The organism is Shewanella sp. SG44-2 (genome assembly GCF_014164215.1).
In the GTDB taxonomy this organism is placed as follows: domain Bacteria; phylum Pseudomonadota; class Gammaproteobacteria; order Enterobacterales; family Shewanellaceae; genus Shewanella; species Shewanella frigidimarina.
The window spans coordinates 1-17,587 of the sequence record NZ_JACJEU010000015.1; the positions used below are offsets into that span (position 1 = coordinate 1).

Consider the following 17,587-nt stretch of genomic DNA (forward strand, 5'->3'; position numbering starts at 1 on the left):
CCTTTATGGCGTCAAGTGTTTTTTCAAACTTCTTTTTGCCTGTTATCAACACCACTAAGTGACTGTTAATAACGCTAACCGGTTTTCGCTTTCGCTGTATGCCGTGTCAGTGGATGCGCATTATAAGCAGCTTAAGATTTAGTGCAAGCGCTTTTGTGCAAGATATGTTTCGAGCGTTGAACTTTTATGCAGATCGTTCTTTTTTTAACTTTTTTGATTAAAGAACCACCTTTGGCTAATTAGTAAATTACTTGTTTTTGATATTTAAGTCGCTTTTGAGCTCAATTTTTCAACAGTGGTCTGGTTTATCTGGTAATTTTTAATTAGTATGTAATAGTATTTAACAGTTATTTATCATTTTTATATTCATTAGAGATTATTTTATGCAGAAATCATTCGTGATTGTTTTGATTGCGGCGCTTCTTGGCGCTTTTGTTTTTTCTCAGTTTGGCGGCACATCATCTTCGGTAGCGTTTATTGCTGGTGTAGTCGTTGCAACGTTAATTTTCACCTTTATGCCATCTAGTGGTTCAAGCTCTTCTGACGAACCTTATGTTGGTCCTACAATGACACTATATGTTGGCAACTTGCCTTATCGTGTTCATGAGGGAGAAGTAAAGGCATTGTTTGGTGAGTACGGGCCTGTTAACTCAGTTCGTTTAGTACGAGACCGTAAAACTGGACGTCGCAAGGGATTTGGATTTGTTGAGATGTCTGAGGCGGGAGCTCAAAAAGCAATGTCGAAATTAAACGACTATAGCTTTCAAGAGCGCACGTTAAAGGTAAGAGAAGCTAAATCACAAGAATCTGATTCAGAAAATAGCTAATCGTTATTGAACTAGGTTCTTAGCACTATCGTTAATTAATAGTGTTGTTAGTCGGTTATGGTTACCAGCGAAAAATCACTAAAACCATAATCGACTAATGCTGCTTTCAGCCCTTGGCCAATATCTTTGGTATAACACGCTTGTAATTGTTTATTACTATTACTTTCTTTACTCAGTAAAAACCTTACCCGCTTTGCTACCGCCTCCCCTGAATCTAATAGTGTTACCCCTTCACCAAGATAATGACTTATTTCTGTCGCTATCATAGGGAAATGGGTACAGCCCAATACTAGGACATCAATATTTGATGCCGCTATGGGTGCTAAGATTTCGTTTAGCTTGTCCATATCTATTTGCTGTTGAGCAACATACTGCTCAGCAAGTAATACTAAATCTGAAGTCCCAAATAATTCAACTTTACAGTTTCCTGCAAACTGATTGATTAATGCTTGAGTGTAATCTCGTTTCACTGTTCCAGGCGTAGCCAATAAGCCAATGTGCTTTTTCTTCGATAACATTGCCGCAGGTTTAATAGCAGGAACAACTCCCACGATAGGAATGGTTAATTGCTGGCGTAATAGAGGCAATACCAAAGTGCTGGCGGTATTACAGGCAACCACCACAATACTGGCATTCAAACGTCGCGCATGATGAGTAATAAGTGCAACACATCCAGTTATTAACTCTTGCTCTGATAAATTGCCATAGGGTAAACGTGCATTATCAAATAAGTAACAATAATCATGCAGTGGTAGCTGTTTTCTAATTTCGTTCATTACCGACAATCCGCCGATACCAGAATCAAACACTAAAATAGGTCCAGACAATATGGGCTCCAAATATGTATATGCTCAGCATTAATCGTCGGGTCACTTTATACTTAGGTGCGTAATACTAGACATCAGCGTCATTTAGTATAATATTTGCGCCCTTTTTTACGTAATTAGGTGGACGATATGAATTTAGCTGCAATGGATCCTAAAAACTACGATGCACAATTACAACAAAAGCGCATCAAGCTAGAAAAGGCCTTTGCCGATTTCAATCCACCAGCACTTGAAGTCTTTGCTTCTGAGCCTATGCATTATCGTATGCGTGCTGAATTTAGGATGTGGCATCAAGGTGATGACTTATATTACTACATGTTTGATAAAGCACTGAATGCAAAAGTGCGTTGCGATCAATATTTACCTGCGGGTTTAATCATTAATCAAATGATGGCTGCATTAATTGCAGAATTAACACCTAACCCTGCATTACGTTATCGGTTGTTTCAAGTTGATTTCTTGTCGACGTTAAGTGGCGAAATTTTAGTGTCTTTGTTGTACCACCGCCAGCTTGATGAAGAATGGCGTGAACAAGCGACTCAATTAAAAGCTAAGCTATCTGCTCAATTCAATGTCAACATTATAGGCCGTGCGCGTAAGCAAAAAATCGATTTAGACAAAGATTTTGTTGTTGAGACCTTAACGGTTAATGAACAGGTATTGCATTACAAACAAATTGAAAACAGCTTTACTCAGCCGAATGCAAAAGTCTCTGTAAAAATGTTGGAATGGGCTATTGATGCGACTAAAGACAGCCAGGGTGATTTACTAGAATTGTACTGTGGTAATGGTAATTTTACGATTGCACTGGCACAAAATTTCAATCGTGTATTGGCAACAGAGCTGGCCAAGCCTTCAGTTGATGCAGCGCAATACAACATCGATATTAATCACGTTGATAATGTTCAAATTATTCGCATGTCTGCTGAAGACTTTAGTGATGCTATGGCGAAAAAGCGCCAATTTAGACGTTTAGAAGGCATCGACTTAGACAGTTACGATTGTAATACTATCTTTGTTGACCCTCCTCGAGCAGGCATTGACCCTGAAACATTAAAGCTTATCCAAGGTTATGAGCGGATTTTGTATATTTCATGTAATCCAGAAACACTGAATGACAATTTGTTAACCTTAGGCCAAACGCATAAAATAACGCGCTTTGCGCTATTTGACCAATTTCCATATACCGACCATATGGAATCGGGCGTATTACTGGTTCGCAAGTCACCTGATTAATTTTAGTTACACATAATACTAGGGCGCGAATATTCGCGCCCTTTTTGTATCTATCACGTAATGCTTATACTTAGGCGCGATTGTCTATTTTGTGCTGTAGCGCTTCAGCTCCCGTTGCGACCATACGCAACTGCAGTACGAGCTGATCGGCCAATGATTTACGCTCACTACGTTTAGAGTCCAAAGCTGATGCTCCCGCATTAAACACTAAAATAACCAACGCTTCAGCTTGAGCACGCGCTAATACAGGTGTTCGGTTTGCCTGTGCTTCGGTGTAATGGGCAAGTTCAGAAATAAAATGTTCAATTTCACGCTCAACTGCAGCTCTAAATGCTGCTGAGGTACCAGAGCGTTCGTGTAATAGTATTCGAAATACGTTCGGATTTGACTCTAATACTTCCATAAAAGTGTCGACAGAAATACGGATCACACTACCACCAGCTTCCGCACGTTGACGACCTTTACGCATCATTTGACGTAATGTTAATCCGCCCTCATCGACCATGGTCAAGCCAAGTTCGTTCATATCTTTAAAATGGCGATAGAATGATGTGGGCGCAATACCAGCTTCGCGAGCAACTTCACGTAAGCTTAGGCTGGAAAAACTTCGTTCAGCACTGAGTTGATTAAATGCAGCATCCACTAATGCACGACGTGTTTTTTCCTTTTGTTGTGCTCTAACACCCATTTACTAATCCATTCAGTCAATATTAATTCACAGATAATACCGTTTTTAAAACAGAAACACAGCCCTGTTAAGCTTGACCATGACTAGTTCACTAAGTTAAATTAGCGTACAATTGTACGCTCAACTTATTTAAACCTATTATTGGAACCCTACTAAATGAAAAAACCTCCAATCATTTGGCTTAATACCTTGTTATTTGCCATTACTTTTATCGGCGCCGTGGTATTAATCCCTTGGCGTGGTTTTACCCATGGCTTTGATGGCATTGAATGGATTGCATTTGTTGTTTTCGCTTACGCAAGTGGTCTATCGATTACTGCGGGTTACCACAGATTATGGTCACACAAAGCTTATAAAGCCCATGCATCAGTTCGTTTTTTATACGCATTAGGTGGAGCATTGGCACTACAGAACAGCGCATTGCATTGGTGTAGTGATCACCGAATCCATCACAAACATGTTGATAATAATGATAAAGACCCGTACTCAGCTCAAATGGGATTTTGGTACAGCCACATAGGTTGGATGCTACGTGAGTATCAAGCGAGTCGTTACAGCGACTACAACAACGTGCGCGACTTACAAAACGATCGTATCGTTATGTGGCAGCACAAGCACTACTTAGCCTTAGTGATCTTAATGAATATTGGTTTACCAGCATTTATAGGTTGGTTAAATGGCGATATTTTATCAATGGTTCTTATGGCCGGTTTACTACGCCTAGTGGTTGTACATCACTGTACTTTCTTTATTAACTCATTAGCCCATATTTGGGGTAAACAACCGTACACAGATAAAAACTCAGCCCGAGATAATGCATTTTTAGCGTTACTTACATACGGTGAGGGGTATCACAACTTCCATCATATTTTTGAAAATGATTATCGCAATGGCATCAAATGGTGGGACTACGATCCAACCAAATGGTTAATCAAGCTTATGAACTGGTTTGGTTTAGCGAGTGATTTACGTAAAGTGCCACAAGAGCGTATTGAAAGTGCACGTTTGCAGATGCAACTTTTACAAGCTCAGAATCAGGTTGCTCACTTACCTAACTGCGATGAAATTATAGAAAAGTTTCAAGCAGAGTATGAGCTGATGAAGCAACACTTAGTTGACTATTATCAAGCCAAAAAGAGTTTGTTAGAGGCGAAGCGTAAGCAACTTACAGATCACAATCTGAAGCAACAAGTGCAATTATTACGTAATCAGTTTCTTGAACAACAACGAAATTGGAAAAGCCTCACAGCTGCCTACGCCCAGTAAAGCTAATGCCTAACCATTTAAAAGGTCACGTACGCACGTGACCTTTTTTGTTTTGAGCAGCTTCACTAGTACATCATGTGCTAATTAAATTGCTGAGTCACCTGCTGCTGTAACGCTTTGCAATTGGTCGTAGCTCCGTCAACTGAAGGTGCAATACTCACCGATACTTTAGACCAGAAACGTTTAGGAAAAGTGGTCAGTGCATGCCCACCTTTATGGCTAAAGTAAGATCCCCATAACCCTGTTAACGCTAACGGTATTACCGTCACAGGATCCCGTTGTAAAATTTTATCAATGCCAGGTCTAAACTCACCAATTTCACCGTCTGGAGTTAACTTCCCTTCCGGAAAAATACACACTAACTCATCGTTAGCTAATGCTTGGTGTATCTGTTCAAATGCATTTAGATATGTCGACTCACACTTTTTAGGTGAACAGATTGGGATAACGCCAGCGTGCCGAAACAAATACTTTAATAATGGAATTTCGCTAATCGACTTATCCATTACAAACCGAATAGGTCGAGTCGATGCGCCCATAATGACTAACGCATCAACGTAACTCACATGATTACTGACAATAATTCCTGCCCCTTGTGCCGGAATATGTTCTCTACCTCGTACATTCACCCTATACATAACATGGCTCAGCAAATAACTGATAAAGCGTTGGGTAAACTCTGGCACTTGCGAGTAAACATATAACAGCACAACCAAATTAAGCACGCCGACAAGCATAAATAATTCAGGGATACTCCACTGAAATACCCCAAGCAACACTATCGATAATACTGCAGAGCCCACCATAAAGAAGGCATTAATGATGTTATTCGCCGCAATAGCTTGAGCACATTCTTGTTTTTCTGCACGAGTTTGAATAAACGCATACAGTGGCACAATGAATATCCCGCCACTTAGGCCGACAAGAAACAAATCGATCATCACACGATAATGCTGCGCGTTAGCGATAAATGACTCGAAGCTATACACAAAACCTGGCTCAACAAGCTCTAGCGGAATAGCCGCTATCATGTCAAAACTAAATACGCTTAAGCCCAAGACCCCAAATGGTAATAAGCCTAACTCAACATGCCCAAATGAAAAACGCTCACACACGTACGACCCAACCACAATACCGACAGAAAATAACGCCAGTAACAATGACACTACCGTAGCATCGGCATGTAAATGTAATTTGGCAAAATTTGGAAATTGAGTCAAATAGGTGGCCCCTAAGAACCAAAACCAGCTAATGGCGAGAATGGCCATCCAAATAGTCTTGGTTTGTCGCGCTTTATTAATACAACGCCAAGTGCCAGAAAATAACGAAAATTTACTAGGGTTTAAATGACCTTGGGCAGGCAATGAAGGAATCGCACGGCTGGCAAGATAACCACAAATAGCCAACACACAGACAATGATTGCAGCCCACGTTAAACCATTTTCATTAGACACCACCAAACCGGCGCTTAGGGTACCGACAAGAATCGACAAAAAAGTGCCCATTTCAACCAGAGCATTCCCTTTCACTAACTCAGCTTCGCTTAGGGCTTGAGGTAATAGTGAGTATTTTACAGGACCAAAGTATGCAGACTGACTACCCGTTAAAAATAGCAGCAGCAACATCACCATATAACTCTGACTGATAATCGCGATAGCCGCTGTCGAAATGATAATCAGCTCTAACAACTTTAACCGTCGAATCAATTTTGCCTTATTCATATTGTCAGCCACGATACCAGCATGAGCAGAAAACAAGAAAAAAGGTAAAATGAATACGCCAGCAGCCAAATTAACAAACAAGTTAACGTCAATCGGTAATGCATTTAATTGGCTGTACGTCACTAACAAGAGCAACACATTTTTATAAAAGTTGTCATTAAGCGCACCTAGGCATAAGGTCGCAAAATAGGGGAAAAATCGTTTAGTTAGCAGCATTTGAATTCCTTTTTATGCTCATTCCATCAATATAACTGCTTACATGACTCGTCAACATGTCTTGTAAACAGGATTGTGTCTCAAATAGCTTTCCATCCAATGACAAACACGTTAACCCATGTATCCCACCCCAAAGTACGCGGCTCATCGTTTCAATCTCTTGCTCACATGCAAGAGGAAAGTATTGACCTAGCTGAGACTCAACGTCAGAAAATAATGATTTAATCAGCCCGAGGTGAGCCACAGGTAAAGGCTGGTCACCCGCCATTGATAATTCAAATACCAATCGGAAACAGCGTCGATTCGCTAAAGCAAACTGACTATAAACGATTGCCATTTGCTCAATTGTTTGTTTTGGCGTGGTCGGTTTAATTAACTGTAACTGCGCAGCAAGCTGTAACAATGTTTGCTCAGATACCGCGAGTAATAAGTATTGGTAACTACCAAAAATATTAATTAACGTGCTTGGCACGTAACCAATGGTGGTTGCAACTTTTCGTAAACTTAAGTTATCGACGCCATGGCATTGTAAATGCTCAACCACTGCACTAATAGCCATATGGCGGATCTGCTCATGCGTATGCTCTTTTCGTCTCGCCACAATACCAACCTAAAAATGATATGCACCTTATTAAGTTGATAAATTAACAGCAAACAAAATAAAAAACAATGTTCATAATAATTATTTTTTTAATTAAAAATACACGACTAGGTTTGATAAACCGCGAATAACCAAGAAATAATCCTTGAGAAACATTATAATTGCTCATCAATAAGCCAGCGACAGAAACATAACCATGCCTCATACCGATATAAAACTAACCGAATATAGCCATGGCGCAGGCTGCGGCTGTAAGATCTCTCCTAAAGTCTTAAGCACCATTCTTGCGTCACAACTTCCAGTATTTACTGACCCCAATTTATTAGTCGGTAATCAAACCCGTGACGATGCTGCAGTTTATAAACTCAATGAGCAAACCGGCATTATCAGTACCACCGACTTCTTTATGCCCATTGTAGATGATCCATTTACCTTTGGAAGAATTGCCGCAACCAATGCCATCAGCGATATCTATGCCATGGGCGGCACGCCAATTATGGCTATTGCCATTTTAGGCTGGCCGGTTAATGTATTGCCACCAGAAGTGGCACAGCAAGTGGTTGATGGCGGACGCCAAGCTTGTGCCGATGCAGGTATTATGTTGGCTGGAGGTCACAGTATTGATGCTCCTGAACCTATTTTTGGTTTAGCGGTTACAGGGCAAATCCCGCTTGAGCGAGTAAAACAGAACAACACTGCCAAAGCGAATGATCGTCTATATCTCACCAAACCAATTGGTATTGGCATTCTGACTACAGCACAGAAACAGAAAAAGCTGCGTGATGAAGACAGTCAAATTGCCCCAAATGCGATGTGTCAGCTCAACACGATAGGTATTGATATCGCTAAAATCACTGGGGTTAATGCATTAACGGACGTAACAGGATTTGGACTGGCAGGTCACTTAATTGAAGTCTGCCAAGGTGCACAACTTAAAGCTAATATCGTTTTATCCCAAGTCCCTTTACTCCCTAAAGTCAGTGATTACCTCGCTCAAGGTTGTATTCCAGGCGGTACCCATCGCAATTTTGACAGTTATAGCGAACATTTGCCGCCATTAACAGATGACCAGAAAGCGATTATTTGCGATCCACAAACCAGTGGAGGACTATTAGTTGCCGTGAGTGCAGAGGCTGAACAGGAACTTAAAACACTATTAGAAGCCAATGGAATTGACGCTATTTGTATCGGTATGCTCAATACTTATGAGCCACGCGCTGACGGACACGATATCCTTGTGGAATTAAACTAATGAGCGAGGTCATCCCCAGCTCAGAATATGGCAGACTTCTATTAGAAAACCGTCCATTAATTGACGTAAGAGCGCCTATCGAATTCATTAAAGGTGCTTTTGGCCACTCGATTAATTTACCATTAATGCAAGATGGTGAACGCGAAAAAGTGGGCACATGCTATAAAAGACGTGGCCAAGAGGCTGCTATAGCATTAGGTCATGAGCTGGTGAAAGGTAAAATTAAACAGCAACGTATAGATGCTTGGCTTGCTCAATTGTCACAACATCCTGACAGCTATTTATATTGTTTTCGTGGCGGTTTGCGCTCAAAGCTATCACAGCAATGGATTAAAGAATCAGGCATGGACATCCCTTATATTGATGGGGGTTATAAAGCCATACGTAGTTTTTTAATTAATACTATCGAGCAAGCGCCAAGCCAATCTAAAGTGCTGATTTTAAGTGGCATAACAGGTAGTGGTAAAACGGAAGTTATCCATCAGCGAGATGAGTCTGTCGACCTTGAAGGCCTTGCCAACCATAAAGGGTCAAGCTTTGGCAAAAATATCGATCCGCAACCCAGTCAAATCAACTTCGAAAATAATTTAGCCGTGGCATTGCTGCAGCATCAACAACAGCAACATAACCATTTGCTGTTAGAAGATGAAAGTATGCTAATTGGTCGTTCAGCCCTGCCAAAGCATTTTTACAGCGCCATGCAAGAAGCTGATATTATCGTACTCGACGAGCCATTAGACGCGCGTTTACCGCGTTTATTAAATGACTATGTTGAGCAAAAACTGGCTGATTATGTATCTGGATTAGGTGAGCAAGCGGGTTTCGATGCATTTAAAGCTTATTTGGCTCAAAGCTTATTGGGCATTCGTAAACGCTTAGGTGGTAAGCAACATCAAGAATTGCAGGACTTAGTTGATAATGCGCTAAGCGTACAACAAAGCCAAAATGATACCAGTAAGCATTTAGACTGGATAAATCTGTTACTCGATATTTATTATGACCCGATGTATCTGTATCAACTTGAAAAGAAACAGGACAGAGTTATCTTTCAAGGCGACAGACAAGCTATACATCAATGGTTAGATAAACATAAGTCATAAGTCATTTCACAAAAATGCCCTCGTGATGAGGGCATTTTTATATGTAACTTGTCAGATACAGTATTCAAATCAACATGAATCAGGCAACAGTTGCTCAAGGCTCATTGGTACCGCACACAGCCATCACGACTTACATCACGTGTTTAATGTCGTTGCCAAGTATATGATTAATAAATTGACCTATGTTTAAAAAAACAACACATCAAAAAATCAATTAATCTTCATTGAAAATATAAACAAACTAATTAGTTAACAATATATCCCACGGGAGATTTGCACTGCCTACAACAATAAAATTTGGGTTTTCGAGTGTTTCACGCTCATTGTAGGTCATAGGCTGTAAATTAATATCAATCAGTGCACCGCCTGCTTCTTCAATAATGATCTGCGCAGCACCGGTATCCCATTCCCCAGTAGGTCCTAAGCGTACATAGCAATCAGCACGTCCTTCGGCCACTAAACAACTTTTTAATGCTGCACCACCCATCACCACTAACTCACAATGATTAGGTTTGTTGAGTAACTTTAAAACTGATTGCGGATCTTGACGACGACTGACCGCTAAACGTAAATTCTCTGGTTCATCACCGGTTAATTGTTTACTGGTGATACGTATCTCGTTCTTACCATCACGCTTATAAGCACCTAGCCCGGCTATTGCGTAATAACACACCTTAGTCATCGGCACATAAACCACTCCCATAATAGGACGGTTATGTTCAACTAAGGCAATAATCACAGAAAAATCACCACTACCCGCAATAAACTCACCCGTGCCATCTAATGGATCAACTAACCAATAGCGTTTCCATGTTTCACGGACACTTAATGGAATATCTGCAGCTTCCTCACTTAAAATAGGAATATCAGGCGTTAGCTCCGCTAACTGGCGGCAAATAATATCGTGCGCGGCTAAATCGGCAGACGTGACAGGAGTATTGTCGGACTTAATTTCGCGCTTGAAGTTACCTTTAAGGTAAATATCACGAATTTTTTGCCCAGCTTCCGTTGCGATGTCTATAACTTGCTCAATTACATCTTCTGGCTTCATTATTACTCCAATTGCTGGATTCGATAAAGATGACCTCACAAGGACACCAATAAATAAGGCTATTGCCTATTCGATGTTGCTGTTTAATGACTAACTCAATACCACTAGTGAATAATCTATTTTACGCCGTTGACTTCATTTGTAAGATTATCTGTTGGTGTATTGAGATATTGCTGAGTTAAAAAAAGCGCACTAACACTACGAGATTCTGAAAAATCAACATTCTCGAGTAATAACTGCCAATCCGATAATGGCCAAGGGATCACGTCTATTGGCTCAGGCTCATCCCCTTCTAAACGGCTAGGGTACAGTTTTTCAGCGACAAAAATATGCATTTTGCTGGAAAAGTAGCCTGGCGCAAGTGATAACTCTTTTAGATGAGTCAATTGATAACTGCCAAAACCAATTTCTTCTTGGAGCTCACGATTAGCGGCTTCAACTGCTGTTTCGCCAGGGTCTATCAACCCTTTAGGAAAACCGAGCTCATAATTATCAGTGCCGGCTGCGTATTCACTAGCTAATAGTAAATTACCTTGATGAATAGGCACAATCATCACAGCACCTCTGCTACCGCCCTTCATTCTTTCATATTGACGCTCTACGCCATTAGAAAACTTAAGGTGTACCTGCTCGATTTGAAACAGTCTGCTTTTGGCAACAATTTCAGTATGCAGGATTTCCGGCTTTTTATGCCGCTGTGTCATTGAAGCCTCATGTGACGAATTAATATATACAGGGTACAATCTTACTATTCTAGGTATATTCTACAACCGGAATTTACATGTTTCCTTGGTATAAAATAGATACGGTGCTTCTCGACATGGATGGTACCTTGCTTGATCTGCATTTTGATAACCACTTTTGGTTACATCTTGTACCGCAACAATTAAGTATGCAACGCCAAATAAGCTTGGATGAAGCCAATACACTTGTCAGACAAGCTTATTACGATGTGGTTGGCACCTTAGATTGGTATTGCCTTGATTACTGGCAACGCTATTTACAACTCGATATTTTAGCATTGCACCATGCGTCGGCAGATAGAATTAAACTACGCCAAGACAGTATGCCCTTTTTACAAGCATTAGCTGGGGCAAGCAAACAACGCATTTTGTTTACCAATGCTCACCCTCAAAGCTTAGCGCTTAAGCTAACTCATACCAATTTAGGCCACGGTTTAGATAAAATGTTATCGAGCCATGAAAGTGGTTATCCCAAAGAACATCCGCAATTTTGGCAGTATGCACTGACTAAGTTCAACTTGGATCCGTCACGGTGTTTATTTATTGATGACAGCGAAGTGATATTAGCGGCATCGAAAAAGGCAGGTATAGGTTATCAACTCGGGATTAAAAATCCAGATAGCCAGAAACCTCATATTGAATTTGCCGACTTCCCAGCGATTACTGATTACCAGCCGCTATCACTGGCACTTAAATCGGTATAAACGATGTCGCTATAAAAACGACTCAAGTAGTGAATGATCGTTAAATAGCGGTTGATGTCTGAACATAGTTAATAAAGTAGTTGATAAGGTTATTCGATAAATTATTGCCGATATAAAAATGCCTTGATAGTGATATCAAGGCATTAGTTATTCAAGTATCAACCGATTTTACAAGCCAGGCACAACGCCTTGATAGTTGATAGGGTAATACCCTTGGCTGTCTTGTCGGCCTAAAAAGGATAACGAATCGCGTAAATCTTTAGGTTGGGCATCGGTCGGTTTAATTTTAGCACTTACTTTAACCAAGTTTGACTCGCCTAGAATAGCGGTTCCCGTTAAGCCTAATACGTTTTGGGTTTCATCAGTGGCAATTTGTAATTGACCATCAAGACAACTGAGCCCCAATGCAATGTTACCTAAAGGGTACACACCATATTGATTTTTAACATTGGTGTTATTTAAAAATAATTTTCCGTTTAATTGTTCGCACCATGGTTTACCTTGCTCTAGTACTGCAACCATTAAACTCACATCGCCATCAATTTGGGTTTTAAAAGGTAAACGGGCGCCCGCTAATAAAAAACTATCGGGTAGATCAAGTCGAATATTTTTCGCACTCAACCCAGATAACGACCAACTCACACTACCTTTGCCACTAACAGCCGTAGCTCGATTACCAATATTAAAATCAATATCGGCTTTACCAAGCAGTAATCCCCACGGACTTAACTGCCAACTAACGTTTTCTATTTGGCGTTGTTCAATGGTGATTAACGCCGCCTTTCCTTGCCAAAGCGTACCTTCGGCACCTGTAATAACCACATTATTAGGTAACGGAGCGATACTGACTAACCAGTTCGCAGGTAAATAAACCAATAAAAACGCGAGGTAAATAATGACGCCAATGACTATTTTTGAAAATAAGCTCACAAAAAATCCTTACTGAGAAAGCTGAATACGTCTTACTTTTACAAAGCCAGCAACGTCTGATTCGGTTAGATCTACGCTGTCTAACGTTAAGCCCTTTTGCTCTACTAAGTCATGTAAGTAACCCAGTAACGCATCAAATGGCACGTCATCCATCCATAGCTGAATTTTATCGCCTTGCGGCTGCATACGGGTGATATCTAATTTATATTGTCCGGCCGTTTGATTTACCACAGAACTTAAACTGCCACGGACTTTAGCTTGCGCACCCGCTTGTTTCAGACCCGCTATTTTATTGGCGGTTTGTTTAACATAATTTAACGTTTGTTGCGCTGCGCTGTTATCACGTTCGGCGGTATCTTGAGCATTCGAAATGGGTGTCCAAATGCCCCAATACATAATGCCAATTGCCAATACTGCGGCACAAAAACCAACAAGTTGTTGTTCTCTAATGGCTAAACCTTGCCACCAACTACGCATGTTTTCCATGTTATTTATTCCTTAACGTCAGCGTACTGGTAACGCTTTCTTCGCTACTATTCATGGCACCACCTTCGAGGAGGTAGTCTTTGCTAACAAGCTCTTTAAATGTATCTATTTGGCCGTACGTTTTTGCTGTGACTTGCATTCGTAGCTCATTACGATTGGCTTCGTAACGCAAAGTGTTCGGTTTAAGTTCTGGCACCTTACTAAATGCTGGCTTTAAACCATCTAACATTTCAAAAAATACTGCACCGCCACCTTGGCCTTGCATGCTGCGTAATTCACTGCCCATTTGTGAGCGCATATTAACAATACGGTTTACACCCGGTACAGCTTGTTTAAAAATCATTTCGCTTTGAGCTTGCAGCTCTGTGGTCTGATTATTCAGTTGATGGATGGCGATGCCTTTATTCGCTAAGGCTAAAACAATCGCAATCATCACTACAATCGCCGCGTTTTTCCAGGTGAGTAACTGTTTACTGTATTCATGCTTAGGTTTATAAATGCCACTTAGTAAATTGATTGGGGCGTTCAAAATGCCTTTTGCTAGTACCATCATTGGTAAATCGAGTGGCTTGTTATTAATCTCCACACCTTCAAATACAATATCGTCACTGTAGCTTGCAACACTAATCGATTCATTATCATTAGGTTTTGCAGCTATTAATAGCTTTGGCAGTGCAAATGCAGACCATGCTTTAGGCACGCTAACACCGCCACCTTCAGACGTTCGGATTAAATACTCGCTACCAACACTCATTGCTGCCCAACGACATTGCTCTAACGGCAACGCTAAACAATCTGGCACGATACGTTTTACTTTTAAGCCTGCATGATGGAGCCATTCAAGCCATATTTGCATTTGCTCATGCGCCACCGCAGCCACATTAAGCTGTTCACCTTCACGAGGCCCAACAACAAAATGCATATTGTCTACATTCGTCGCTAATGATTCCTCTAACATGTATGGCAACGCCTTTAATGCTTGGCGTTGACCTTTTTCGGGCAACATAATTTGTGTCAATGTCATGTTGGCCGCAGGCACAAGTACATCAACAGGACGATTACCCGCACGCTCAGCTAAAGTGCTGAGACTGGCGGCATCAGATAATTCACCAGAAGCGATGATCTCTTGCTCTTGTTCTGACCATACAAGCCACGAACATGGGTGTTCTGATGATTTTCCTAACCGGATAAATAGCCGTTCAGACACTGTTTATTCTCCACCGATCTCAATACGTATTGTTACGCAATGAATTTGTTATTATTGTTGGCCACCATACTGACGGGTGAGCACATCTAAATCTTTACCATTACGCTTCAGGACACTTTCCATTCGAAATATTGCTGTATCGACTTTGGCGCCAGCTTTCAATAAAAAGTACTGGCTATCAACCACAAAACTCGACTTTACATTCGCTTCGGATTTTATGCCACTAAGTGACGATCCTTCCCAAAACTCTTCAATCTTTTCATATCCATCAGCTGGACGATTGTTAATAATATTTTCAGCCTCGCTGACTGATATTTTATTTTCTAGCATTGCTGCCAGTAAAGCAGCTTGCTCAACCTTAATGGTATTTACATTTAATAATTGGCTGTCTTCACCAGGTATTGCACATACATAAGGTAAAAGATTCAGGTAAACATCTTGGCTGAATCCTAACACTGCACGTAACTCACTGCGATGCTGCATTAAGGTATTGGCTGCACGATATGGCACATTACGCGATTCATATTCGGCATCTTCAGCACCATATGGGCCAGATAACGTGTCTTCATCGATATAATCTTTAAGGGTTGACGTTAATTGCTCTGCGCCAAACTCATCAACCCCTAAGCTGATCAGTAACGATTGAAACTGTATGGCTGCAACGGTCATTTCGGGCTGACCATTTTTGTTTTTTTCCGATGCCTGACCAACGGCATTAACATTAAAGCATGCCCGCATATCTTGTATTTCACCGACAATTTCACCGTATTCAGCCGGAAATGCCACATTGGCCAAGGCCCAATACTGTTGTAAATGTACCGTTCCTTCTGAATCTTCAAAATCTTGCTTGAGCACTTTCATCGCCAGCTCTTCAGCAGAAAGGGCATACCAATAAGCCTGATCGTATTGTGCTAGATTAAGCGTTCGGCGCATTGACAGCTGATTACGACTACTAATGTTGGTGGCGATAATCACCACCATAGCAACAATTAGCATCACTACTATTAATGCAACCCCGCGTTGCTTTTGGCCGCCCATTATGAGGATTTCCCATCATCGGCTGCGATATCATTTTCATCTTTACTATTTGAACCGTTACGATTGTTACCACTATCGTTGTCAGACTTAGTTGCTGGTGCACCTTTAGGCAGTAAAAAACGACGTTGAATTTTACCCAAACCTTCTAATTCTATTTCCATCGCAATCCCTTTTGGCATCACGGTTCCATCAACTTGCTTCTGCCATTTATCATCCATATAAAACGAATACTCAACTGACAGTACATGGTCAATAACCACGCTTTTTAATGGCTCAGCACCTGATACAGGTTCAGGATAAGGATAATACCAACGCTCAAAGCGGCCATTTTGAACCACATAAGCAACCGATTGCAGACTTCCTCTAGGTAACATGCCATCTGGGTTTAACCAGCCCAAACGGTAAAATACCAGTGCTTCGGTTTCTGAGTCGAGAATATTATCGCCAGCCTGAAAAAAACGGCTGCCACGATCACCTTCAAATAATCTAGGGCTACGCGCCACCATTTGGCCCAAATCACGCTCTAACGCACCAAAACCTTGCTGTAATGACTTAAGCCGAGTAGCAAACTCTTTGGTCACTTCATCATTTTTCATTACCGTCGACAATACTGAGTTTGCCGCGATACCCAGCATGGCAAAAATCGCAATCGCGATAAGCATTTCGAGTAAGGTAAAGCCGCTAAAATGCCTAGGCTTTGTTATGGACATAACTGCTTACCTGAGCCACTACGCGTTTAAATTTGTCGTCGTCACTGACGCTAATACGGATCATTCTAAATTTATCATCGGTGGTTTTAATCACTTCTTGGCGCCAATACCATTCACGACCTGCGAGCTCTGACTGACCCGTTTTTTGGCCTATATCAGGAAAGGTACCAGGTAAACGCACGTCGACCATTTGATTACTGGCTACCCATTGCGCTAACGTTCGTTCTTCTAAAATGGGCATGTTCGCCATTTGTTCGCCCAAACTTTTGGTCACCGATACCGCAGCAATGGAAAACACCGCTAAAGCAACGATAACTTCAAGTAAGGTCATACCACGATTCTTACCGCGTAAGCTTTTAATAGTTGAGCTGTTAACTTTCCAGTATTGAGGGCGTCGATATGATGTGAGTTTATTCATCTATACGCCCTAATGTTAAGCGACCTAACGCGTCACCCACAACCAGCACATTGACAGGCTGACGGTCATCATTGATCGTATTAAAACCCAGTTCAAAGGGAGTCATCTCTCCGCTGGGAAACAATAAAATTTGCGGTTCAGGATGTTTCTTTTTTTTTTCTTCGCTCTCTTCGTCGATAAAAGGTTCATCAAACCAAGACTCATTTTGCTCGTCTTCTTGAACTAATGGCATGCCATCGATCACAATATCTAAGGTAATACCGGCATCCATTTTTTTGGCCGATAATAGCCGGTCTTGATCAACAGGCATCCATTTACCTTCTTTATAAAACACAAACTGATATTGATCTTCGTCAATCACAATGCCAATAAACTGGCCGCTTAATACGCTTTCATCAAGCACCATCTCAGTTGCAGTCATAAAACGTTGCGCCTGTTTTTTGAGCATTTGTTCCGGCCCAGCAACACTAATAGACATGGTTACCGCAGAGGCAACCAAACCCATTAGCAATGCCACAATTAACACCTCTAATAAAGTGAAACCGGCTTGACGATGATGAATCATC

General features: G+C 41.2%; 19 protein-coding genes. 6 read left to right on the plus strand and 13 right to left on the minus strand.

The features are described from left to right. Positions 1 to 383 precede the first annotated feature (383 nt). A complete protein-coding gene (locus H5181_RS12395) occupies positions 384 to 827 on the plus strand; it encodes an RNA-binding protein (protein ID WP_123778590.1) in 444 nt (147 codons plus the stop codon). Between the two features lie 47 nt (positions 828 to 874). On the opposite strand, the gene murI is transcribed toward H5181_RS12395, so the two are convergent. Next, the gene (gene murI / locus H5181_RS12400; RefSeq protein ID WP_011635618.1) at positions 875 to 1,654 is read right to left on the minus strand and encodes a glutamate racemase; all 780 of its coding nucleotides are present in this window, start codon (positions 1,652 to 1,654) and stop codon (positions 875 to 877) included. A 129-nt stretch (positions 1,655 to 1,783) separates the two neighbouring features. Here murI and trmA point away from each other — a divergent pair, with 129 nt between their 5' ends. Next, complete coding sequence (gene trmA / locus H5181_RS12405) at positions 1,784 to 2,890, plus strand: tRNA (uridine(54)-C5)-methyltransferase TrmA (RefSeq protein WP_182751170.1); 1,107 nt, start codon at positions 1,784 to 1,786, stop codon at positions 2,888 to 2,890. A gap of 70 nt (positions 2,891 to 2,960) precedes the next feature. On the opposite strand, the gene fabR is transcribed toward trmA, so the two are convergent. Then, on the minus strand, positions 2,961 to 3,578 hold the full coding sequence (fabR, locus tag H5181_RS12410; RefSeq protein WP_011635616.1) for an HTH-type transcriptional repressor FabR: 618 nt from the start codon (positions 3,576 to 3,578) through the stop codon (positions 2,961 to 2,963). A 156-nt stretch (positions 3,579 to 3,734) separates the two neighbouring features. Here fabR and H5181_RS12415 point away from each other — a divergent pair, with 156 nt between their 5' ends. Continuing rightward, entirely contained in the window at positions 3,735 to 4,844 is a 1,110-nt protein-coding gene (locus H5181_RS12415) for a fatty acid desaturase (RefSeq protein ID WP_123778594.1), read from the plus strand. 80 nt (positions 4,845 to 4,924) lie between these two features. Here the strand turns inward: H5181_RS12415 and H5181_RS12420 are convergent, their stop codons facing one another. Further along, positions 4,925 to 6,781, minus strand: a complete 1,857-nt coding sequence (locus tag H5181_RS12420) for an MFS transporter (protein WP_182751171.1) — start codon at positions 6,779 to 6,781, stop codon at positions 4,925 to 4,927. Next, positions 6,768 to 7,382, minus strand: a complete 615-nt coding sequence (locus tag H5181_RS12425; protein WP_182751172.1) for a TetR/AcrR family transcriptional regulator — start codon at positions 7,380 to 7,382, stop codon at positions 6,768 to 6,770. The genes H5181_RS12420 and H5181_RS12425 overlap by 14 nt, the downstream gene beginning before the upstream one ends. A gap of 196 nt (positions 7,383 to 7,578) precedes the next feature. Between H5181_RS12425 and selD the strand changes: the two genes are divergently transcribed. Together selD and mnmH are read left to right on the plus strand one after the other, a co-directional pair. Next, positions 7,579 to 8,634, plus strand: a complete 1,056-nt coding sequence (selD, locus tag H5181_RS12430; protein ID WP_059745183.1) for a selenide, water dikinase SelD — start codon at positions 7,579 to 7,581, stop codon at positions 8,632 to 8,634. Continuing rightward, complete coding sequence (gene mnmH / locus H5181_RS12435) at positions 8,634 to 9,734, plus strand: tRNA 2-selenouridine(34) synthase MnmH (RefSeq protein WP_182751173.1); 1,101 nt, start codon at positions 8,634 to 8,636, stop codon at positions 9,732 to 9,734. Before selD ends, mnmH begins: the two co-directional genes overlap by 1 nt. A 241-nt stretch (positions 9,735 to 9,975) precedes the next feature. Here the strand turns inward: mnmH and cysQ are convergent, their stop codons facing one another. Further along, positions 9,976 to 10,785 carry a 3'(2'),5'-bisphosphate nucleotidase CysQ gene (gene cysQ, locus H5181_RS12440; protein WP_123778602.1) on the minus strand — a complete coding sequence of 270 codons (810 nt, stop codon included), beginning with the start codon at positions 10,783 to 10,785 and terminating at the stop codon, positions 9,976 to 9,978. Positions 10,786 to 10,901: 116 nt separating this feature from the next. Continuing rightward, positions 10,902 to 11,489 (minus strand): ADP compounds hydrolase NudE, encoded by a 588-nt coding sequence (nudE, locus tag H5181_RS12445; protein ID WP_011635609.1) that lies wholly within the window; start codon positions 11,487 to 11,489, stop codon positions 10,902 to 10,904. Between the two features lie 77 nt (positions 11,490 to 11,566). On the opposite strand from nudE, the gene yrfG reads away from it, so the two are divergent. Continuing rightward, positions 11,567 to 12,232 carry a GMP/IMP nucleotidase gene (yrfG, locus tag H5181_RS12450; RefSeq protein ID WP_182751174.1) on the plus strand — a complete coding sequence of 222 codons (666 nt, stop codon included), beginning with the start codon at positions 11,567 to 11,569 and terminating at the stop codon, positions 12,230 to 12,232. A 168-nt stretch (positions 12,233 to 12,400) separates the two neighbouring features. On the opposite strand, the gene H5181_RS12455 is transcribed toward yrfG, so the two are convergent. The 7 genes from H5181_RS12455 to gspH are packed head-to-tail and all read right to left on the minus strand — an operon-like array spanning position 12,401 to position 17,586. Then, on the minus strand, positions 12,401 to 13,162 hold the full coding sequence (locus H5181_RS12455) for a type II secretion system protein N (RefSeq protein WP_182751175.1): 762 nt from the start codon (positions 13,160 to 13,162) through the stop codon (positions 12,401 to 12,403). 9 nt (positions 13,163 to 13,171) lie between these two features. Continuing rightward, the gene (locus H5181_RS12460) at positions 13,172 to 13,648 is read right to left on the minus strand and encodes a type II secretion system protein M (protein WP_182751176.1); all 477 of its coding nucleotides are present in this window, start codon (positions 13,646 to 13,648) and stop codon (positions 13,172 to 13,174) included. A 1-nt stretch (position 13,649) separates the two neighbouring features. Next, positions 13,650 to 14,855, minus strand: a complete 1,206-nt coding sequence (gspL, locus tag H5181_RS12465; protein ID WP_182751177.1) for a type II secretion system protein GspL — start codon at positions 14,853 to 14,855, stop codon at positions 13,650 to 13,652. 51 nt (positions 14,856 to 14,906) lie between these two features. Next, positions 14,907 to 15,893, minus strand: coding sequence for a type II secretion system minor pseudopilin GspK (gene gspK / locus H5181_RS12470; RefSeq protein ID WP_102036089.1), 987 nt, complete (start codon positions 15,891 to 15,893; stop codon positions 14,907 to 14,909). Next, the gene (gene gspJ, locus H5181_RS12475) at positions 15,893 to 16,603 is read right to left on the minus strand and encodes a type II secretion system minor pseudopilin GspJ (protein ID WP_182751178.1); all 711 of its coding nucleotides are present in this window, start codon (positions 16,601 to 16,603) and stop codon (positions 15,893 to 15,895) included. The genes gspK and gspJ overlap by 1 nt, the downstream gene beginning before the upstream one ends. Continuing rightward, positions 16,584 to 17,021, minus strand: coding sequence for a type II secretion system minor pseudopilin GspI (gene gspI / locus H5181_RS12480; protein ID WP_259397044.1), 438 nt, complete (start codon positions 17,019 to 17,021; stop codon positions 16,584 to 16,586). The genes gspJ and gspI overlap by 20 nt, the downstream gene beginning before the upstream one ends. After that, a complete protein-coding gene (gene gspH, locus H5181_RS12485; protein ID WP_182751179.1) occupies positions 17,014 to 17,586 on the minus strand; it encodes a type II secretion system minor pseudopilin GspH in 573 nt (190 codons plus the stop codon). The genes gspI and gspH overlap by 8 nt, the downstream gene beginning before the upstream one ends. Position 17,587: the final 1 nt, after the last annotated feature.